Raw genomic sequence first — 17100 nt, forward strand, 5'->3', positions numbered from 1 at the left:
GCGCAAGCAGCTATTAAAATAATAGCAAATGAATGACATCACCTTCATGCAGCAGGCGCTTGCGCAGGCCCGCCAGGCAGCCGCGTCGGGTGAAGTGCCTGTGGGCGCAGTGGTGGTGCGGCGTGGCGAGGTCATCGCCACGGGCCGTAACGCCCCGGTAGACGGGCACGACCCGACGGCCCACGCCGAGATCGTGGCGTTGCGCGCGGCGGCACAGGCGCTGGGCAACTACCGGCTGGACGATTGCGAGCTGTTCGTCACGCTGGAGCCCTGCGCCATGTGCAGCGGCGCCATGCTGCATGCCCGGCTCAAACGCGTGGTGTTCGGCGCGACCGATCCCAAGACCGGCGCCGCCGGCTCGGTCATCGACCTGTTTTCCGAGTCCCGGCTGAACCACCAGACCCACCTGCAGGGCGGGGTGCTGGCTGCGGAATGCAGCGCACTGCTGCAGGAGTTTTTTCGCCGGCGCAGGGATGAGCAGCGCGAGGCATCGCGGCTGGCCCATCCGCTGCGCGACGATGCATTGCGCACGCCCGACGTCGCGTTTGAGGCCCTGCCGGGCTACCCCTGGCAGCCCCGTTATGTGAGCGACCTGCCGGCGCTGCAGGGGCTGCGCATGCATTACCTCGACGAAGGCGGCAGTGGGAACAAGGGCGAAGGAGGCGGCCTGACCTTTCTGTGCCTGCACGGCAACCCGGCCTGGAGCTATCTTTATCGCAAGATGATCCCGCCGCTGCTGCAAGCCGGGCACCGCGTTGTTGCCCCGGACATGGTCGGGTTTGGCAAAAGTGACAAGCCCAAGAAGGACAGCTTTCATAGCTTCAGCGCCCACCGGCAAATATTGCTCGAGCTGGTGGAAAAGCTGGACCTGCAAAACGTCGTGCTGGTGGTGCAGGACTGGGGTGGCCTGCTGGGCCTGACACTGCCGATGGCCGCGCGGCATCGCTACAAGGGCCTGCTGGTCATGAACACTCTGCTGGGCACTGGGGATGCCCCCTTGCCTGCAGGCTTTGTGGCCTGGCGCGAGATGTGCGCCAAAAATCCCGAGTTTGATGTGGCGCGCCTTTTTGCGCGCGGCAACCTGCAGATGAGCCCCGCAGAGTGCGCCGCCTACAACGCGCCGTTCCCGGACAAAGGGCATCGCGCCGCGCTGCGCGCGTTCCCGCCCATGGTGCCGGATGCTCCTGATGCTGACGGCGCGGCCATTTCACGCCAGGCGCGCGCCTTCTGGCACAACGACTGGACCGGCCGGACATGGATGGTGGTGGGTGCGCAAGACCCGGTGCTGGGCCCGCCCGTTATGAAAGAACTGCAAGCCCTGATCCGCGGTTGCGGCGAGCCCGTGATGCTGCCGCGGGCCGGCCACTTTGTGCAAGAGCACGGTGAGCCGATTGCGCAGCAAGCCGCGCGTTTTTTCAGCCCGCCAGCTTGAAGACCGGCAAGTGCCAGCCCAGGAAGATAGCGCTCAGCCGCAGCGCTGCCACGGCCACCAGCCCGATACTGAACGCCCAGGAGGGTTTCAGGCCCAGCGTCTTCAGAGCCAGGTACAGCACAATTCCGGCAATCGCCGCGCTGGCATAAATGTCCTGGCGCAGCAGCAGGGGGATCTGGTTGCTGCAGATGTCGCGCATCACGCCGCCGGCCACACCGGTCATGGTGCCCATCAACACCACGATGATGGGCGACAGCCGCGCTGCCTCGGCCAGCTGCGCACCTGAAAGGGCAAACAGGGCCAGGCCGAAGGCATCGGCCACCAGCAGGGCCTGCGCAGGAATCGGCAGGAGCTGCACATAAAGCACTGTGCCCAGTGCCGCCGCGCAGATCACCAGCAGGTAGGTGGGGTCGGCCATCCAGAACACCGGGTGCCGGTTCATCAGCAAGTCCCGCAGGGTGCCTCCGCCGATGGCCGTCAGCGAGGCCAGGACCAGCACGCCCAGCAAATCAAGCTGCAGGCGTCCTGCCGCCAGTGCGCCACTCACTGAAAACACGGCAACGCCGAAGAGGTCAAGCAGGTAAAGGAACATGGTTGACCCGTTTATACCTGCTGCTATCCGCGGCAGGGAAGGGGCGAAGGTCTTCGCGGGATGGGATACTTGCATCCGTGAAAAAACATATCTACATCTATTCCCCTTCCAGCGCGGTGCGCGACAAAGCAGCTTTCAAGCGTGGCGTGAAGCGCCTCGAGTCCCAGGGGCATGAAGTTGAAATCGATACCGATGCACTGGCGCAGCATCAGCGTTTTGCCGGCGACGACGAAACCCGGCTTGCCTCTATTCACCGTGCGGCAGCCAGTGGGGCCGACATCGCCCTGATCTCCCGCGGCGGCTACGGCCTCACCCGCATCCTGCCGAAGATCAACTACAAGGCGGTCGCCAAAGCTGCTGCCGGAGGCACGCGTTTTGTGGGCCTGAGCGACTTCACAGCCTTTCAGATGGCCTTGCTGGCCAAAACCGGCGCGATGACCTGGGCAGGTCCTTCGTTAGATGATTTTGGCGCGGAAGCACCTGACGACATCATGGAAGCCTGCTTTGACGACCTGATCACGGGGCAGGGCGAAGGCACCGGCTGGCAGTTGCCCAAGTCTGCTATGAATTTAATAGCTTCTTCCGCTCGTGGTGCAAAGGCTGGAGCCGGATTCACCATTAAAGACGCGGTATTCTGGGGTGGTAACCTCGCCATCCTGTCTGCGCTGGTGGGAACGCCTTATCTGCCGGCCGTCAAAGGCGGCATCCTGTTTGTTGAGGATGTCGGCGAACACCCTTATCGGGTGGAGCGCATGCTCACGCAGCTGTTGCAAGCCGGCATTCTGGCGCAGCAGAAGGCGATTGTTTTTGGCCAGTTCACCAACTACAAGCTGGCGCCGAATGACAAGGGCTTCAAGCTGGATACCGCCATCGCCTGGCTTCAAGGGCAGGTGAAGGCACACGTGTTGACCGGCCTGCCGTTCGGCCACGTGCCGACCAAGGTGCTGCTGCCGGTGGGCTGCAAAACCACCTTGGTGGTAGAAGACCGGGATGCCTTCCTGCTCTGGGGCCACCAGCACTAACCGGCGTTAAAACGCTGGCCCTGGCTGAGCTTGACTGCCGGCGGCGATGTTCAGGGCAAAAAAAAACCAGCACGAAGCTGGTTTAAAAATAGCCTTGGAGGCCAGGAAGAAAACGGAAAAAACAGGCGGAAAAAGCGAAAAAACTGAAAGCTGGAAGGTCAGGTTGTCAGGGGGCTGGACCGGGAACTGAGGCCGCGCGGCAGCATGCCCTTGAATTTGTCGCTGATACGGCTGACTTTTTCGCGGGCAACTGTTTCGCCATGCATGGCAGCAAGCACCGCCATGATGTCGCCGCGTGTGTACCACAGGCCTTGAACGTCTTGGGCGTAGCGCACGCGGCGCGTGATCTTGGGGTAGTGCTTTTCACCAAACTCGCCAAGCTCATCCAGGATGAATTGGCGGATTTCTTCGGTGCGGTCTTCCAGAACGGAAGCAGTGACTTCACCAGTGCCCAGCAAAGCCATGAAACTGCTTTTCAGATTCGGTTTTAACCAGCGCATGTGTCTCACAACTTTCTACCGGGCATCCGTAGGGTATTTGTTCACGTTCCCGAGGAACGGTTTGTTCTGTTAGATTAAGACTGCGGCGGTTCATTTGCAAGACGTTTTGTGTGAAATGGTTAACGCAAAACAACAAATGAATCAAGGAGTTAGTAACTAGATGTCAAGTCGATTCTGGTATTGAACAGCGTTTAAATCTTTAGACTTACATTAAGTTTCAGCTGTAGACAAAAGTCACCCTTCCACCATTCGCTCAACTTTTCAGCCCCAGCCAGACCCAACATGAACACCACAATGACCGCCTATCCCGCGCATTACATCAACGGACAATGGGTCAAAGCCCAGTCTTCGGAGACCCTTCCTGTCCATGATTCCAGTACCGAAGAGGTGATGGCAACCGTGCCGTCCGGTACGGTCGGGGAAGCAGAAGCTGCGGTATTGGCGGCCCGGGCTGCGTTTGACGGATGGTCTACGTTGCCCGTCGAGACGCGCGCTGCTTACCTGGATAAGGTGGCCGCCGGCATCAAGGCCCGCATCGAAGACCTGGCCGTGGCCATTGCGCGCGAGGTGGGCATGCCCCTGAAGATGGCCCGGGCCGTCCAGGTAGGAGGGCCCGCATGGCACTGGGGAAACTTTGCCAAGGTGGCCCGCCAGTTCGAATGGGAAAAGCAGGTCGGCAACTCGCTCGTGGTACGCGAGCCGATCGGTGTCGTGGGGTGCATCACGCCCTGGAATTTCCCGCTCAGCCAGATCACACTCAAGATCGCCCCCGCCATGGCGGCAGGTTGCACCGTGGTGCTCAAGCCCAGCGAAATCGCCCCGGTCAACGCCATGATCCTGGCTGAAATCATTCATGAGGCCGGCCTGCCGCCCGGTGTGTTCAACCTGGTCAACGGTGTAGGCCCCGTGGTGGGCGAGGTGCTGGCAACGCATCCCGAAGTCGACATGCTGAGCTTTACCGGCTCTACCCGGGCAGGCAAACGTGTGAGCGAACTGGCCAGCCAGTCGGTCAAGCGGGTAGCGCTCGAGCTCGGCGGGAAGTCGGCCAGTGTCATCCTGGAAGATGCAAATTTCGAAGCTGCGGTCAAAGGCACTGTATCGGCCTGCATGCTCAACAGCGGCCAGACCTGTTCGGCCCACACCCGCATGCTGGTGCCGGCCGGGCGCTACGAGGAAGCCAAGGCGCTCGCACAGGCAGCTGTCGCGAAATTCAGTATCGGCCCCAGCCTGGTGGAAACCAGCAAACTCGGACCGCTGGTCAGTGCAGCCCAGCGTGACCGCGTCCTCGGTTTTATCCGAACCGGCATTGAAGAAGGTGCGGATGTGATTGCCGGCGGTGCTGAGGCGCCTGATTTTGCGCAGGGCTATTTTGTCCAACCCACCATCCTGGGTATCAAGGCGACAGACACACTGGCACAGGAAGAAATCTTCGGCCCGGTCCTGGTCGTTATTTCATACAAGGATGAGGACGAGGCCGTGGCAATCGCCAATAGCACCATTTACGGTCTTGGTGGGGCGGTATGGGGCGGCACAGACGAACGGGCCATGAAAGTGGCGCGCCGCTTGCGCACCGGGCAGGTGGATATCAATGGCGGACCTTTCAACGGTCAGGCGCCGTTTGGTGGCTACAAACAATCGGGTAATGGCCGCGAAAACGGCGTTTATGGTTTTGAAGAATTTCTGGAATTCAAGGCTATCCAACTAAAAGCCGCCGTGGCTTGAGCCGCCTGGCTCAACGCTGCTCATGGATGGAAGATTAAAACATTTAGTTACATTTGCGGGTCTTGGCACGCAATTTCTTCTTGTCGTAATCATGCTTATGTTTTAATTACACAAGATAGCTACAAGCAGTTACATAGACCCTATGGCAGAAGTCACCGTCGTTTTTGCCGATCTCACCGGAAGCACCGGGGTTTTTGAATCGCTGGGCAATGCCAAGGCAACTCAGGCCATCACACGTTTGACGCAGTGGATAGGCAAGGTCAGTGTGGCCTATCGCGGCCACGTTGTGAAATACCTGGGCGACGGTGTGCTGGTGGTGTTTCCAGACAACGCGGACGCCGTTGACGCCGTAACCGAGCTGCAGCGGGTTCACCGCGACCGTATCCGGAACTGGCCCGAGCACCTCAAGATGCGGTTGCAGCTGGGTGTTGCGCGCGGAGAAATTGTCGAGCAGGATGGCGACTGCTTCGGCGACGCCGTCAATGTGGCCTCCCGGTTGAGTGACCTGTCCGGCCCGGACCAGATACTCGCGACCGAAGCCGTCATCGAAAAGCTGCCGGCCGACACACTCGTACGCTCCCGAAATCTTGGCGCCATGGATATTCGTGGCCGCACCGAAGCCTGCCTGGTCCACCGCATCGAATGGCAGGCAGAGGTCATGACCGAATCATTTACCGTACCTTCCAGCCTGACGGCGCACTCGGCCCCGCAGCCCCTGGCTCTGGCATCAATCGAGTTATGCTGGCTGGACATCAATACCGAGTTCGCGTCGGGTGATCTACCGATTTTCCTCGGCCGAGACCAGGACGCGCAATTTGTGGTTCAAGACCCCCGCGTGTCCCGCAGGCACGCCAGGATTGAATGGCGTGCCGGCAAGTTTTACCTTGAAGATGTCAGCAGTTACGGCACCTGGGTGCGATTTTCCGACAGCGCAGCTGTCGTGGCATTGCGCCGACAGGAATGTGTGTTGCTGCAAGAGGGTGAGATTGCTCTGGGCGCTCCCTTTGAAGACTTCACGGTGCCTACCGTCAGTTTCAAGTTTGCTGACGGCAAAGTCCATCTTCAAACAAAATAGCGTCTTTCCGGCAGGGCCGACCAGATTCTGCCTGGCATGCCAACTGCTCATCGCCATGGGCACCTGGCTGCGCTATCCGTATCACCCGATGGAACATGATGGTCTGGTTCAAACGCATTTCTGCTGCGCTGCTGGTGTTGCTGCTGATCGCAACCACCGTGGCGGGTTTCTATATTTACCGGACCTTCCCGACACTCGACGGTGAACTCCAGACCGCGGGCTTGCGTGGCCCCGTATCGGTTGCCCGTGACACCGCGGATGTCACCCACATCAAGGCCCAGTCGCCCCACGACGCCTGGTTTGCCCTTGGTTATGTCCATGCACAGGAGCGTGGCTGGCAGCTGGAGTTCAACCGGCGGGTTATGCACGGTGAGCTGTCCGAGGTGTTTGGCCCGGCCACACTTGACACCGACAAGTTGCTGCGCACCCTGGGTGTTGTGCAGGCCGCCGAGCGCCAATGGCAGAACCTTCCGGCCGAGGGGCGCGATGCGATGCAGGCCTACAGCGACGGCATCAATGCTTTTTATCAAGGCTCTTCGCAGGCGCTGTCTCCCGAGTTCCATATCGTGGGCGTCAAACCTGGAGGCCTTTCCGGCAAAGCCTGGTCTCCCACTGACAGCGTCGCATGGTCGCTGATGATGGCGCTGGACCTCGGCGGCAACTGGGGCACCGAGTTCGCGCGCCTGTCGGCGGCCCGGCTGCTGAAGCCCGCAGAACTCCAGCAGTTGTTTCCGCCTTACCCAGGCGAACAGCCTGCCTCGAAAGTGGACTTTTCCAAGCTGTATGCGGGCTTGGGCGTTTACCGGTCCGACCTCCCGGATGCTACTAAAAAGATAGCTTCCAGCGCCCGTCAGTCAAGGTCTAGGAGGCTATTTGAGGCTGAAAATCGACCACTGGACGTCGCAGCCCTGGCTTCGAACATCAACGATTGGGCCTTGGCACTCGGTAACGTAGGGGGCAAAGGCTCCAATAACTGGGTGGTGGCGGGCTCCCACACCGACAGCGGCAAGCCGCTGCTCGCCAACGACCCGCATCTGGGGCTGTCTGCGCCGGCTGTCTGGTATTTCGCGCGGCTGCAGGCATCCGAAGGCAAGACAGCGAACGGCGGTAGCGCGCCGGCGCTGGACGTGATCGGCGCGACATTGCCCGGCTTGCCCTTTGTGGTGATGGGGCATACCGGGAAGGTGGCCTGGGGCTTCACCAACACCGCCCCGGATGTGCAGGATTTGTACCTGGAGCAGATTAATCCTGCCAATGCGCAGCAGTACCGCGTACCCCATGCTGGCGGCGCAAACGCCGACACGGCCTGGGAGGACTTCAAGGTTCGTAGCGAGACGATCAAGGTGAAGGGTCAACCCGATGTGGTGCTCAATGTGCGAGAAAGCCGCCACGGCCCCGTTCTCAGCGATGTCCAGAAGTCGCACGCCGACCTGCTTGATATCCGCAAATATGTGATCGCGTTGCGCTGGAGTGCCCTGGATGCCGACAACCAGACCGTGCTGGCAGGCCTGCGCGCTAACCGGGCACAGTCTGCCCAGGAGTTGCTTGCGGCATTTTCGGCCTATCACTCGCCCATGCAAAACGTCGTGACCGCGGATGTCTTCGGCCAAACCGGTTTCAAGGCGGTCGGCAAGGTACCGCTGCGAAAACCCGATAACGACATCCTCGGGACCGCGCCGTCCCCCGGGTGGGAGGCGCGCTACGACTGGGCAGGCTGGGTGCCTTATGCGCAGACGCCCGAGGCCGCCAATCCGGCGATTGAGGCCAAGGGCTGGTGGTCTACGGCGAACCAGCGCATTACGCCACCTGCTTATCCCTTCTTCATCGGGCAGGACTGGACCGTGCCTTACCGCTACAACCGCATTGAACAGTTGCTGGCTGCCACACCCAGGCACACCATGGAGTCCATGCAAAAAATACAGGGTGACCAGTACTCGGCGGCCACGGTGCGGCTCTTGCCTTTCCTGCAGGAAACGCTGTCGCAGTCTTCCGCCCATCCGTTGGCAGAAGCAGTACGCCGCAAGATGGCGGGATTTGACGGGACCATGCGCGCCGACCAGGCGGAACCTCTGGTGTTTGCCGCCTGGGTAGACGAGCTGACACGGGGCACCATCGGTGCAAAACTGGGTGAGCCCACGTTCAAGGCCCTTTACGGCAAGCGCCATTTCAGGAGCACGCTGGAAGACATTCTCGAGAGTAACGACACCGGATGGTGCGGCACCGCTGGTTGTGCGGCGCAGTCTGCTGCTGCGCTGAACCGGGCGCTGGATCGCCTCCAGGCAGCCTATGGGAACGACGTAGAGGCCTGGAGCTGGGGCAGGGCGCACTTCGCGCTGTCTGCCCACAAGCCATTTGGCAACGTGCCCTGGCTCGCTAAGTTCTTTGATGTCCGCGTTCCCACCGGTGGCGATACCTTTACCGTCAACGTGGGGCAGTACTGGGCGACCGGGGACGCGACGCCTTTCGCCAACCGGCAGGCCGCTTCTTTGCGGGCCGTGTATGACCTCGCAGACCTGGAGAACTCACGCTTCATTTACCAGACGGGGCAAAGCGGCCTGGTGTTTTCCGGGCGCTATCGCGACATGAAGGACCGCTGGGCCGCAGTGCAATACCGGCCGTTGCAGATGAACCCGTCAACCTACGTGCACCGGCTCACGCTGAGTCCCTGAACGGGCTTCGAAGTCTCACGCCGGGATGGCGTCGACATTCAGCCGGTCCCAGTGGCGATGCTGGGCGATGGCTGTCATGAAGTCTTGGGAAACCTGCCCCTCAGTCACTTTGCGTGCATCGGCTATCAGGACTCCCGGCGTCGGCACGTGAATCAGCTCCGGGTCTTTGCCCAGACTGAAACCCAGGGTGCTTAACAGCTGGGCGCCGTCGTTGATGGCGCAAATCGTTTTGCAATGCTTGTAGGCCTCCAGCACGAAATGCACAGCTTCGCCCATGGCGGCCAGGGTGCCTATGCTGTCGCCTCCCCCGGGGATTAGCACCGCGTCGAACATCACGGAGGGCATATTCGTGAAAGTATGGTCCACCGCAAGCTGCCGGCCGGACGAGGTGCTGACCGTGCCCAGGTGCGGCGCGACGAGTTTGCACAGCGCACCGGCGTCCAGGAGGTCTTGCTGGATGCGCTTGAGGGCTGCTGCTTCGACGCCGTCCGCTACCAGGATGGCCACTTTGCGTGTCTTGACGCTGGCGCCGGTGCGGCCCACCATGCGCAATGCCGGGTCTTCCTCGATCTTGCTGGTGATGCGGTAGTCCCGGAAACCCAGCCGGCCGGATGCAGCCTTGGGATCCGGCGGATTGATGCCCAGCGGGGTTGCCACACGGGTTGCCAGTTTCAGGTCCACATGGGCCAGGTTGTCCACCATGCGCTGGCGTATTTCAGGGACCTCCACCTTGGAGAGCTCAAACCGGAATGCCGCAACGATATGGTCTTTTTCCACCGCGCTCTGGCTGTTCCAGAACAGTGCCGCCTGGGAGAAATGGTCGTCGAATGAAGGGCTGCGGCGCCTTATTTTGGGTGGCTCTACCTGTTCTGGGTATGACTGGAAGCCATGCGCTCCGCCATCGATCCTGAACTCTGTCCCATTGCCCAGCGTATTGGGCTCATACGCTACCCGTCCTTTGCTGATCGCCTGGCGGTGCATGCCGTCCCGCTGGAAGTTGTGCATCGGGCAGACGGCGCGGTTGATCGGAATCTCGTGGAAATTGGCGCCGCCCAGGCGTGACAGCTGCGTGTCCGTATAGGAAAAAAGGCGGCCCTGCAGCAGAGGGTCATTGGAAAAATCGATGCCCGGCACCAGGTGGCCGGGGTGGAATGCCACCTGCTCGGTTTCAGCAAAGAAATTGTCGGGATTACGGTTCAACACCATCTTCCCGATGATCTGCACGGGCACCTGTTCTTCCGGAATCAGTTTGGTCGGGTCCAGGATGTCGAACCCCAGCTCGTCCTCCTTGCCTTCGTCCACGATTTGAACGCCCAGTTCCCATTCGGGAAAATTGCCGCTTTCGATAGCCTCCCACAGGTCGCGCCGGTGAAAGTCAGCGTCTTTGCCGGCAATCTTCTGGGCTTCATCCCATGCCAGTCCGTGAACGCCGAGCTTGGGTTTCCAGTGAAACTTCACAAAGTGCGAATCGCCGCGGGCATTGATAAAACGGAATGCATGGACACCGAAGCCCTCCATCATGCGGAGGCTGCGCGGTATGGCGCGGTCTGACATGGCCCACATCAGCATGTGTGTAGTTTCAGGCATCAGCGAAGCAAAATCCCAGAACGTGTCGTGGGCACTGGCCGCCTGGGGCATTTCATGGTGCGGCTCCGGCTTGACCGCATGGATCAGGTCCGGAAACTTGATGGCATCCTGGATAAAGAAAACGGGAATGTTGTTGCCGACAAGATCGTAATTTCCCTCGGAGGTGTAAAACTTCACGGCAAACCCGCGCACGTCACGCACAGTATCCGCCGAGCCCCTGGAGCCGGCCACGGTAGAAAACCGCACAAATACCGGCGTTTCCACGTCCGGGTCCTGGAGAAAGGCAGCGCTGGTGTATTGCACCATCGACTTGTAGGGTTTGAAGTACCCATGTGCAGCGGAGCCTCGTGCATGGACGGCGCGTTCCGGAATGCGTTCGTGGTCGAAATGGGTGATCTTTTCGCGAAGGATGAAATCCTCCAGCAGGGTAGGGCCGCGCACGCCCGCCTTCAGCGAGTTATGGTTGTCCGGAATCTGCAGGCCCTGGTTGGTGGTCAGGGCCGCGGCCGGGCCGGTGGAGAACCCCTCAAGCTGCGACTTTTTGTCTTTTGCACCTTCCGCATTTCGGCCAGGGTTGATAGCGTTGCGCTTGGATGGCGGCATGAAAAATCTTTCTTCTTAAAAGAGGGCGTCGGGGGCGGTGAAATGAGAGTGCACCTGGAGCTTTCTGTCGCAGGCGGGCCGGCGGTTTGGCCGGCGCAAATATGGCCGTCACGTATCGAGTAAACCTTCCAGCCCCTTCACGCAGGCCAGCAGTGCCAGTGCGGCAACGGTGCCGGCCAGGCACCAGCCCATGAGTTCCTGAAGTGCGTCGGCAAGGCCATCGGGCAACAGCATTGAACACAAAAACAGGCTTGCTGCGCAGACAAGCGCGGTGAGAAATGCATGGACGAGGTCGATACCCCGGGGGCTTGCATGAATTCGCCAGGCGGTGAGCAATCCTGCTGCCATGCCTGCCAAAAGTCCGCCCATCAGTTTCATGGTGATTCCCCGTGTGGTTTGCGCTCCACCGGTTGTGTCCCGGTGTCGTTGTCTGGTGCATAGACCATACGGGCCGGCAGATCCATATCCGGTAGCCGGATGCCGGTGCACCCTGTAAGGCCTTTCTTCTCCTTGCGTAAGACATGGCTTACCGTTTTAGCGTGTGCAAAGTGTTCATGTGGACGTCAGGTTTCAGGCGCCTTTGGCGGCGCGCTGGCCTTTTCTCCTACACGGGCATGCTCGTCCCTCCGGCAGAAACCGGAAGACGCTTCGCTTAAATTTGCAGCCATGAAAGACATCCATGCCCAGTTACAGACGGGGATACGCCGATGACGTTGCCAAAAATGAAAACCTATGTCGTAGAGGACAACCCGACCATCCGCGAAAACCTGATCAGTACGCTGGAAGAACTCGCTCCGGTGGAAGCGGTTGGCACGTCTGATTCTGAAGAGCAGGGGGCAGAGTGGTTGACGCGCAACGACGCGCAATGGGATCTGGCCATCGTCGACCTCTTTCTCAAGAAAGGTAGCGGTCTCGGGGTGTTGCAGGCTTGCCGCGCCCGCAGGCCGCTTCAAAAAATAGTGGTATTCAGTAACTACGCAACACCCGAAATGCGCAGGCGCTGTGCGGAGTTGGGTGTCGATGCGGTATTTGACAAATCGACTGAAATTGACTGCCTGCTTGCTTACTGCGTGACTCAAAGCCAAAAACTGGACCAGGTTGCGAATGACGAATCCGCGCTCCAGCGAGCCTGAAGGAGGACGGCATGAACGAATCTGCAGTGTTAACCGGCCAGTCCACAGAGGACCCTGTTTACCGTTCCGGTGCAGGTCAACGCAAGTTGTCGGAAGATATTTTTCCGTCCGCCGAAGAGGCAGTATTGGCGGAGCAAGTCCATGGAACAGGCGGTTTTCCGTCCGACGCCCAGGTGACCCGGCCGCCGGCAGTCCGGGCCGGCGACAAGCGGGCCCCTCTTATGGGTTCTTTTCGAACCCAGGTCGCGGAATACCCGTGCCGTTCGGCATTGATGGCCGCCGCCGCCGGCGCCTTGGCCATGATCATGCTGCGATCACAGTTGCGTCGCCGCGCCGGTTCGCACTTGCCACGCTGGATCAGATAACTCCCTGGCCCCGGAGCATCCTATGCGACTTCATGTTCCCGTTCCGGAACCCAGTCCCGGCACCCCTGGCATCCATGTTCCCACCGAGGTGCCGCCGGTGATTATTCCTCCTGCGCCAGGCACGCCCCCTGAGGTCAATGATCCACCGCTGGAGCCGACGCTACCGATCCGCGAGCCGGCGACAAACGTGCCACCGCAGGCGGTTTAAACACAGCTCCAGCTCGCGCGGGCACTCAGCGCAATAGCTTACAGGGCGGCCTGCTGCCGCTGGTACTCAGCCCTTTTCATGGTGAGATAAGTGTTCTTGTCTACCTCATGAAGCTGCCGTGCGTACTGTTCCGTGGCATCAAACCAATGCAGCATGCGCGCTTCAAGTTGCTGCGCGGCTGGTTTGTCCACAGCGGCGAGGTAGGCTTCGATCGCCAGGTAGTAACGCATGGTGTTGCGCTCTACCGCGCCGCGCATTCCGCCTACATGTGTCATGTTCTGGTCTTGCCGTATTTGGGTGAATCCCACTTTTCCATTGCCCACGGTGGCAAGGTAGCCCTGCATGGCCAGGCGGCTGGTGATGCCGTAGCCATAGGAATAACCCAAATGGATGAAGGTTTTTCCACCAGGTAGTGCAACTGCCTGCAATTCGATTCGGTAGTTGCTGGTTCCCAGCGGACCTTTGTCGGCGTTGAGTTGGGCACCCAGATAGTCGGAAGAACTGGCGGTCAGCCGATAGTTGAATTGCAACGCGAATGCGTCCTCCAGCTGCTGCGCGGTTTTTTTGCCGATGTTCATTTTCAGAGTGCTGGGGCTGCTGTCCGAACTGGCGTGGCAGTATTTGGTGTTGATGTGGAGCATCAGCATTTCGCACCAGCGATTGGGACTTTTGAACGTGGCGCTAACCGTATTGAAAGGGGAATTCAGTACAGCATATGCACTTCCACTGACCGTGTTGGTGCCTTCTGAAGACTCCAGAAAAAGCGGCCTGTGGTAGGCGTTCTGCGCCAGCTGTCCTGCCAACGCCATGTGCTTTTCGAGCAGGGCAGCGGCGTGGGGTTCCGCCGAAACAACTGGAGCTTGCTGCGCTTGCGCGGCAACCGGCAGCAGGGATGTGCCGAATGCCAGGCAACAGGCGACCACGAGGGTTTGAAAGCTGCTCATGGTCTCAGTGTGCCAGTGGAAAACAGGCAATTGGGTCATATGCTCCATCGTCCTACATTTATCGCCGAAAAGAAGGAGGAAGGGAGGAAGCGGGAGCCCAAAAGGATTTGGTCAGGCTTGTGCCACTTCGGCCAGCCTGTCCGGCGTTGTTGGGGATGTTTCAAATAGCAGCGCAATCCGATTTTCCGTACGAGTCAGACGCACGGCTTCCCGCAGCGCCAATGCTTCCAGGTCATGCCATTCAAGTTGCCGATACGACGACTTCTCAGGCACCCGCGCAGGCGCGGACGCATTCGGCTCATTCAATGAAGCCTGAACGGAAAAGAAACCATCGGTGAATTCAGTTTCCATGAGCAGTGCCCTGGGTCCGGTGGCCGTGTCGGTCAGGGTAATGATCGCGGCAGTTAACACATTGCGCAGCGCCGACTGGGACAGCTCGACATCGACCTGGCTGGTGTTGTCGACAATGGAAATGCCCTTGAACGAGAGCTGGGTTGCCACCATGCCCAGACACTCCGCAATGCCTTTTCCGGCTTTGACTGACTTGTTTTCCCGGGGGGCAAGCCAGCCCATCAAATCAACACAGGATGCAGCTGCCTCTTTGGACAGCGCCACGATGTCGCGTGCATTTCGCAGCAGCGTTTCCGGATCTGTGTCTGTTTTTTGGAGTCGCCTTTCCAGCATGGCCGCAACCATGGCAATCGGTTGCAGCGTACCCGCCATATTGTGACGGATCACGGGAGCGAGCCGCCGCAGGAGTGCGTATTGCGCCGCCTCCGTCACGCATCTTTCCAATGCCGTTTCCTGGATTGATGTGCTGTGGAATTGAACATTCATGGTGATCGTGCCGTCGAAAATGCTCCAGAAAACTGCAGGGTTGGCTGCAGGGCCGCGCCGCTTTTTGAATACATCTTGCTGCGATATTTTCAAGGCGTAACTTCAAAATATACAGCGTTAGAACGGAGGGGTATGTAAGCCAAAACCTACAGATGAAAGGTTGTGACAGGCATGCTGCAGATTGCCGCGCCCTTCGGTAAATAGTGAGGGCTTTGTGTTGTCATTCTGAATGTTCGCGAGTAATCTCGTCAGCCGTTTCTACAAAACGTTACCTTCAATACAGGATGAATGATATGGAGGCACTAGCCAAGCTGGCCGTGGTGGAGCGCGACACCGAACTCAAGTTCATTCTCAAATCCCTCAGCGCACTACGGCGGGGCGAACTCGCAGTCACACTGCCGACGGAGTGGGAAGGCGTCTACGGAAAGATCGCCGCTGAATTCAATCAGCTGTCGGCTATGACGGCGGCGACCACCAGCCGCTGCAAGGGACTTGCTGCCAAATCCCGCTCTACAGCGCGAGTGAGTCGCCGTCTGCCGGAAGAAAAATTATCCGGCTTCTGGCTGGAAAATGCTGTCGCGATTAATACCGTGCTTGATGACGCCGATACGGCAGCGGATCAGACAAAAATTATTCTCGCAGCGTTGACCGACCTTAAGAAGGGCGATGTGCATGCGTCGTTGCCGCAGGACTGGACGGGTGTACCGGGCAAGGTTGCAGATGCATTTAACGATGTGGTTTCCGAGAATGTCCGGATGGCGCGGGAGCTGGAGCGATTGAGCCGGGTGGTCGGAAAGGAGGGCCGCCTGAAAGAGCGCGCATTTGTGCCCGATGCCTCCGGCTTTTGGCGCGACTCTGCCGAATCCATCAATTCCCTGATAGCGGATCTGGTTCATCCGACCAGCGAGGTGGCGCGTGTGATTGGTGCCGTCGCCCAGGGCGATCTGTCCAAGAGCATGGCCCTCGAAGCAGAAGGCAAGGCGCTGGAAGGTGAGTTCCTGCGTACGGCCATGATCATCAACAAGATGGTGGAGCAGCTCGGAACCTTCTCGGCCGAGGTGACGCGTGTGGCGCGCGAGGTGGGTACCGAAGGAAAGCTGGGCGGGCAGGCCGACGTGCAGGGCGTGGCCGGCACCTGGAAGGATTTGACCGATTCGGTCAACTCCATGGGCTCCAACCTGACGGCACAGGTGCGGAACATTGCCGAGGTGACGACCGCCGTGGCGGCCGGTGACCTYTCCAAGAAGATCACGGTGGACGTGAAGGGCGAGATTCTGGAGCTCAAGAACACCATCAACACCATGGTGGATCAGCTTCGGTCATTTGCCTCTGAAGTGACACGGGTGGCGCGCGAGGTGGGTACTGAGGGCAAGCTGGGCGGGCAGGCCGACGTGCAGGGAGTGGCCGGTACCTGGAAGGATCTGACCGACAACGTGAACTTCATGGCCGGTAACCTGACATCACAGGTGCGAAACATTGCCGACGTGACCAAGGCCGTGGCCGCCGGTGACCTCTCCAAGAAGATCACGGTGGACGTGAAGGGCGAAATTCTGGAGCTGAAGAACACCATCAACACCATGGTGGACCAGCTCTCGTCTTTTGCGTCTGAAGTGACACGTGTGGCGCGCGAGGTGGGTACTGAGGGCAAGCTGGGCGGGCAGGCCGACGTGCAAGGTGTAGCCGGCACGTGGAAAGATTTGACCGACTCGGTCAACTCCATGGGCTCCAACCTGACCGGCCAGGTGCGCAACATTGCCGAGGTGACGACGGCTGTGGCGGCCGGTGATCTTTCGAAGAAGATCACGGTGGACGTGAAGGGCGAGATTCTGGAGCTCAAGAACACCATCAACACCATGGTGGACCAGCTCTCGTCTTTTGCGTCTGAAGTGACGCGGGTGGCACGAGAAGTGGGCACCGAAGGCAAACTGGGCGGCCAGGCCGATGTGCAAGGTGTAGCCGGCACGTGGAAAGATTTGACCGACTCGGTCAACTCCATGGGCTCCAACCTGACCGGCCAGGTGCGCAACATCGCCGAGGTGACCAAGGCTGTGGCGGCGGGCGACCTCTCCAAAAAGATCACGGTGGACGTGAAGGGCGAGATTCTGGAGCTCAAGAACACCATCAACACCATGGTGGATCAGTTGCGATCGTTTGCCTCGGAGGTGACGCGKGTGGCRCGMGARGTGGGYACYGARGGCAARCTGGGCGGGCAGGCCGACGTGCAGGGMGTGGCCGGYACCTGGAAGGATTTGACCGATTCGGTCAACTCCATGGGCTCCAACCTGACGGCACAGGTGCGGAACATTGCCGAGGTGACGACCGCCGTGGCGGCCGGTGACCTTTCCAAGAAGATCACGGTGGACGTGAAGGGCGAGATTCTGGAGCTCAAGAACACCATCAACACCATGGTG

At 59.8% G+C, this 17100-nt stretch carries 15 protein-coding genes; 9 read left to right on the forward strand and 6 right to left on the reverse strand.

All coding sequences use genetic code 11. From position 1 onward, the window contains the following. Window positions 1-28 precede the first annotated feature (28 nt). On the forward strand, window positions 29-1432 hold the full coding sequence (gene tadA / locus AC1DY9_RS19150; protein ID WP_477667349.1) for a tRNA adenosine(34) deaminase TadA: 1404 nt from the start codon (window positions 29-31) through the stop codon (window positions 1430-1432). Here tadA and AC1DY9_RS19155 read toward each other — a convergent pair. Next, complete coding sequence (locus AC1DY9_RS19155; protein ID WP_457282782.1) at window positions 1416-2024, reverse strand: trimeric intracellular cation channel family protein; 609 nt, start codon at window positions 2022-2024, stop codon at window positions 1416-1418. The genes tadA and AC1DY9_RS19155 overlap by 17 nt on opposite strands. Window positions 2025-2101: 77 nt before the next feature. Here AC1DY9_RS19155 and AC1DY9_RS19160 point away from each other — a divergent pair, with 77 nt between their 5' ends. Further along, window positions 2102-3046, forward strand: coding sequence for an LD-carboxypeptidase (locus tag AC1DY9_RS19160; protein WP_457282783.1), 945 nt, complete (start codon window positions 2102-2104; stop codon window positions 3044-3046). Window positions 3047-3204: 158 nt separating this feature from the next. On the opposite strand, the gene AC1DY9_RS19165 is transcribed toward AC1DY9_RS19160, so the two are convergent. Next, window positions 3205-3546 (reverse strand): hypothetical protein, encoded by a 342-nt coding sequence (locus tag AC1DY9_RS19165; RefSeq protein WP_457282784.1) that lies wholly within the window; start codon window positions 3544-3546, stop codon window positions 3205-3207. Between the two features lie 282 nt (window positions 3547-3828). Between AC1DY9_RS19165 and AC1DY9_RS19170 the strand changes: the two genes are divergently transcribed. From AC1DY9_RS19170 to AC1DY9_RS19180, 3 genes are all read left to right on the forward strand, one after another. Then, complete coding sequence (locus tag AC1DY9_RS19170) at window positions 3829-5268, forward strand: aldehyde dehydrogenase family protein (protein WP_477667350.1); 1440 nt, start codon at window positions 3829-3831, stop codon at window positions 5266-5268. 142 nt (window positions 5269-5410) lie between these two features. After that, window positions 5411-6343, forward strand: a complete 933-nt coding sequence (locus tag AC1DY9_RS19175) for an FHA domain-containing protein (protein ID WP_477649382.1) — start codon at window positions 5411-5413, stop codon at window positions 6341-6343. Between the two features lie 98 nt (window positions 6344-6441). Then, window positions 6442-9012, forward strand: a complete 2571-nt coding sequence (locus AC1DY9_RS19180; RefSeq protein WP_477667355.1) for a penicillin acylase family protein — start codon at window positions 6442-6444, stop codon at window positions 9010-9012. Between the two features lie 15 nt (window positions 9013-9027). Here AC1DY9_RS19180 and katE read toward each other — a convergent pair whose 3' ends face one another. Together katE and AC1DY9_RS19190 are read right to left on the reverse strand one after the other, a co-directional pair. Then, window positions 9028-11202 carry a catalase HPII gene (gene katE / locus AC1DY9_RS19185; protein ID WP_477667351.1) on the reverse strand — a complete coding sequence of 725 codons (2175 nt, stop codon included), beginning with the start codon at window positions 11200-11202 and terminating at the stop codon, window positions 9028-9030. 108 nt (window positions 11203-11310) lie between these two features. Continuing rightward, entirely contained in the window at window positions 11311-11580 is a 270-nt protein-coding gene (locus AC1DY9_RS19190; RefSeq protein WP_477667352.1) for a hypothetical protein, read from the reverse strand. A gap of 344 nt (window positions 11581-11924) precedes the next feature. Here AC1DY9_RS19190 and AC1DY9_RS19195 point away from each other — a divergent pair, with 344 nt between their 5' ends. The 3 genes from AC1DY9_RS19195 to AC1DY9_RS19205 are packed head-to-tail and all read left to right on the forward strand — an operon-like array spanning window position 11925 to window position 12908. Beyond that, complete coding sequence (locus AC1DY9_RS19195; RefSeq protein WP_457282789.1) at window positions 11925-12335, forward strand: response regulator transcription factor; 411 nt, start codon at window positions 11925-11927, stop codon at window positions 12333-12335. An 11-nt stretch (window positions 12336-12346) separates the two neighbouring features. Beyond that, window positions 12347-12700, forward strand: coding sequence for a hypothetical protein (locus AC1DY9_RS19200; RefSeq protein WP_457282790.1), 354 nt, complete (start codon window positions 12347-12349; stop codon window positions 12698-12700). Window positions 12701-12722: 22 nt separating this feature from the next. Continuing rightward, entirely contained in the window at window positions 12723-12908 is a 186-nt protein-coding gene (locus AC1DY9_RS19205; RefSeq protein ID WP_457282791.1) for a hypothetical protein, read from the forward strand. Window positions 12909-12946: 38 nt separating this feature from the next. Here AC1DY9_RS19205 and AC1DY9_RS19210 read toward each other — a convergent pair whose 3' ends face one another. Both AC1DY9_RS19210 and AC1DY9_RS19215 read right to left on the reverse strand, forming a co-directional pair. Next, window positions 12947-13852, reverse strand: coding sequence for a hypothetical protein (locus AC1DY9_RS19210; protein ID WP_457282792.1), 906 nt, complete (start codon window positions 13850-13852; stop codon window positions 12947-12949). Between the two features lie 111 nt (window positions 13853-13963). Continuing rightward, on the reverse strand, window positions 13964-14782 hold the full coding sequence (locus AC1DY9_RS19215; RefSeq protein ID WP_457282793.1) for a hypothetical protein: 819 nt from the start codon (window positions 14780-14782) through the stop codon (window positions 13964-13966). A gap of 200 nt (window positions 14783-14982) precedes the next feature. Here AC1DY9_RS19215 and AC1DY9_RS19220 point away from each other — a divergent pair. Then, window positions 14983-17100 (forward strand): HAMP domain-containing protein (locus AC1DY9_RS19220; protein WP_477667353.1); only part of this gene is annotated, 2118 nt, incomplete at its 3' end.

The organism is Polaromonas sp. P1_F6, from assembly GCF_056405695.1.

Coding starts and splice junctions, on each gene's coding strand:
- tadA (WP_477667349.1), top strand. CDS start 29: ATGAATGACATCACCTTCATGCAGCAGGCGCTTGCGCAGGCCCGCCAG.
- AC1DY9_RS19155 (WP_457282782.1), bottom strand. CDS start 2,024: ATGTTCCTTTACCTGCTTGACCTCTTCGGCGTTGCCGTGTTTTCAGTG.
- AC1DY9_RS19165 (WP_457282784.1), bottom strand. CDS start 3,546: ATGCGCTGGTTAAAACCGAATCTGAAAAGCAGTTTCATGGCTTTGCTG.
- AC1DY9_RS19170 (WP_477667350.1), top strand. CDS start 3,829: ATGAACACCACAATGACCGCCTATCCCGCGCATTACATCAACGGACAA.
- AC1DY9_RS19175 (WP_477649382.1), top strand. CDS start 5,411: ATGGCAGAAGTCACCGTCGTTTTTGCCGATCTCACCGGAAGCACCGGG.
- AC1DY9_RS19180 (WP_477667355.1), top strand. CDS start 6,442: ATGGTCTGGTTCAAACGCATTTCTGCTGCGCTGCTGGTGTTGCTGCTG.
- katE (WP_477667351.1), bottom strand. CDS start 11,202: ATGCCGCCATCCAAGCGCAACGCTATCAACCCTGGCCGAAATGCGGAA.
- AC1DY9_RS19190 (WP_477667352.1), bottom strand. CDS start 11,580: ATGAAACTGATGGGCGGACTTTTGGCAGGCATGGCAGCAGGATTGCTC.
- AC1DY9_RS19195 (WP_457282789.1), top strand. CDS start 11,925: ATGAAAACCTATGTCGTAGAGGACAACCCGACCATCCGCGAAAACCTG.
- AC1DY9_RS19200 (WP_457282790.1), top strand. CDS start 12,347: ATGAACGAATCTGCAGTGTTAACCGGCCAGTCCACAGAGGACCCTGTT.
- AC1DY9_RS19205 (WP_457282791.1), top strand. CDS start 12,723: ATGCGACTTCATGTTCCCGTTCCGGAACCCAGTCCCGGCACCCCTGGC.
- AC1DY9_RS19210 (WP_457282792.1), bottom strand. CDS start 13,852: ATGAGCAGCTTTCAAACCCTCGTGGTCGCCTGTTGCCTGGCATTCGGC.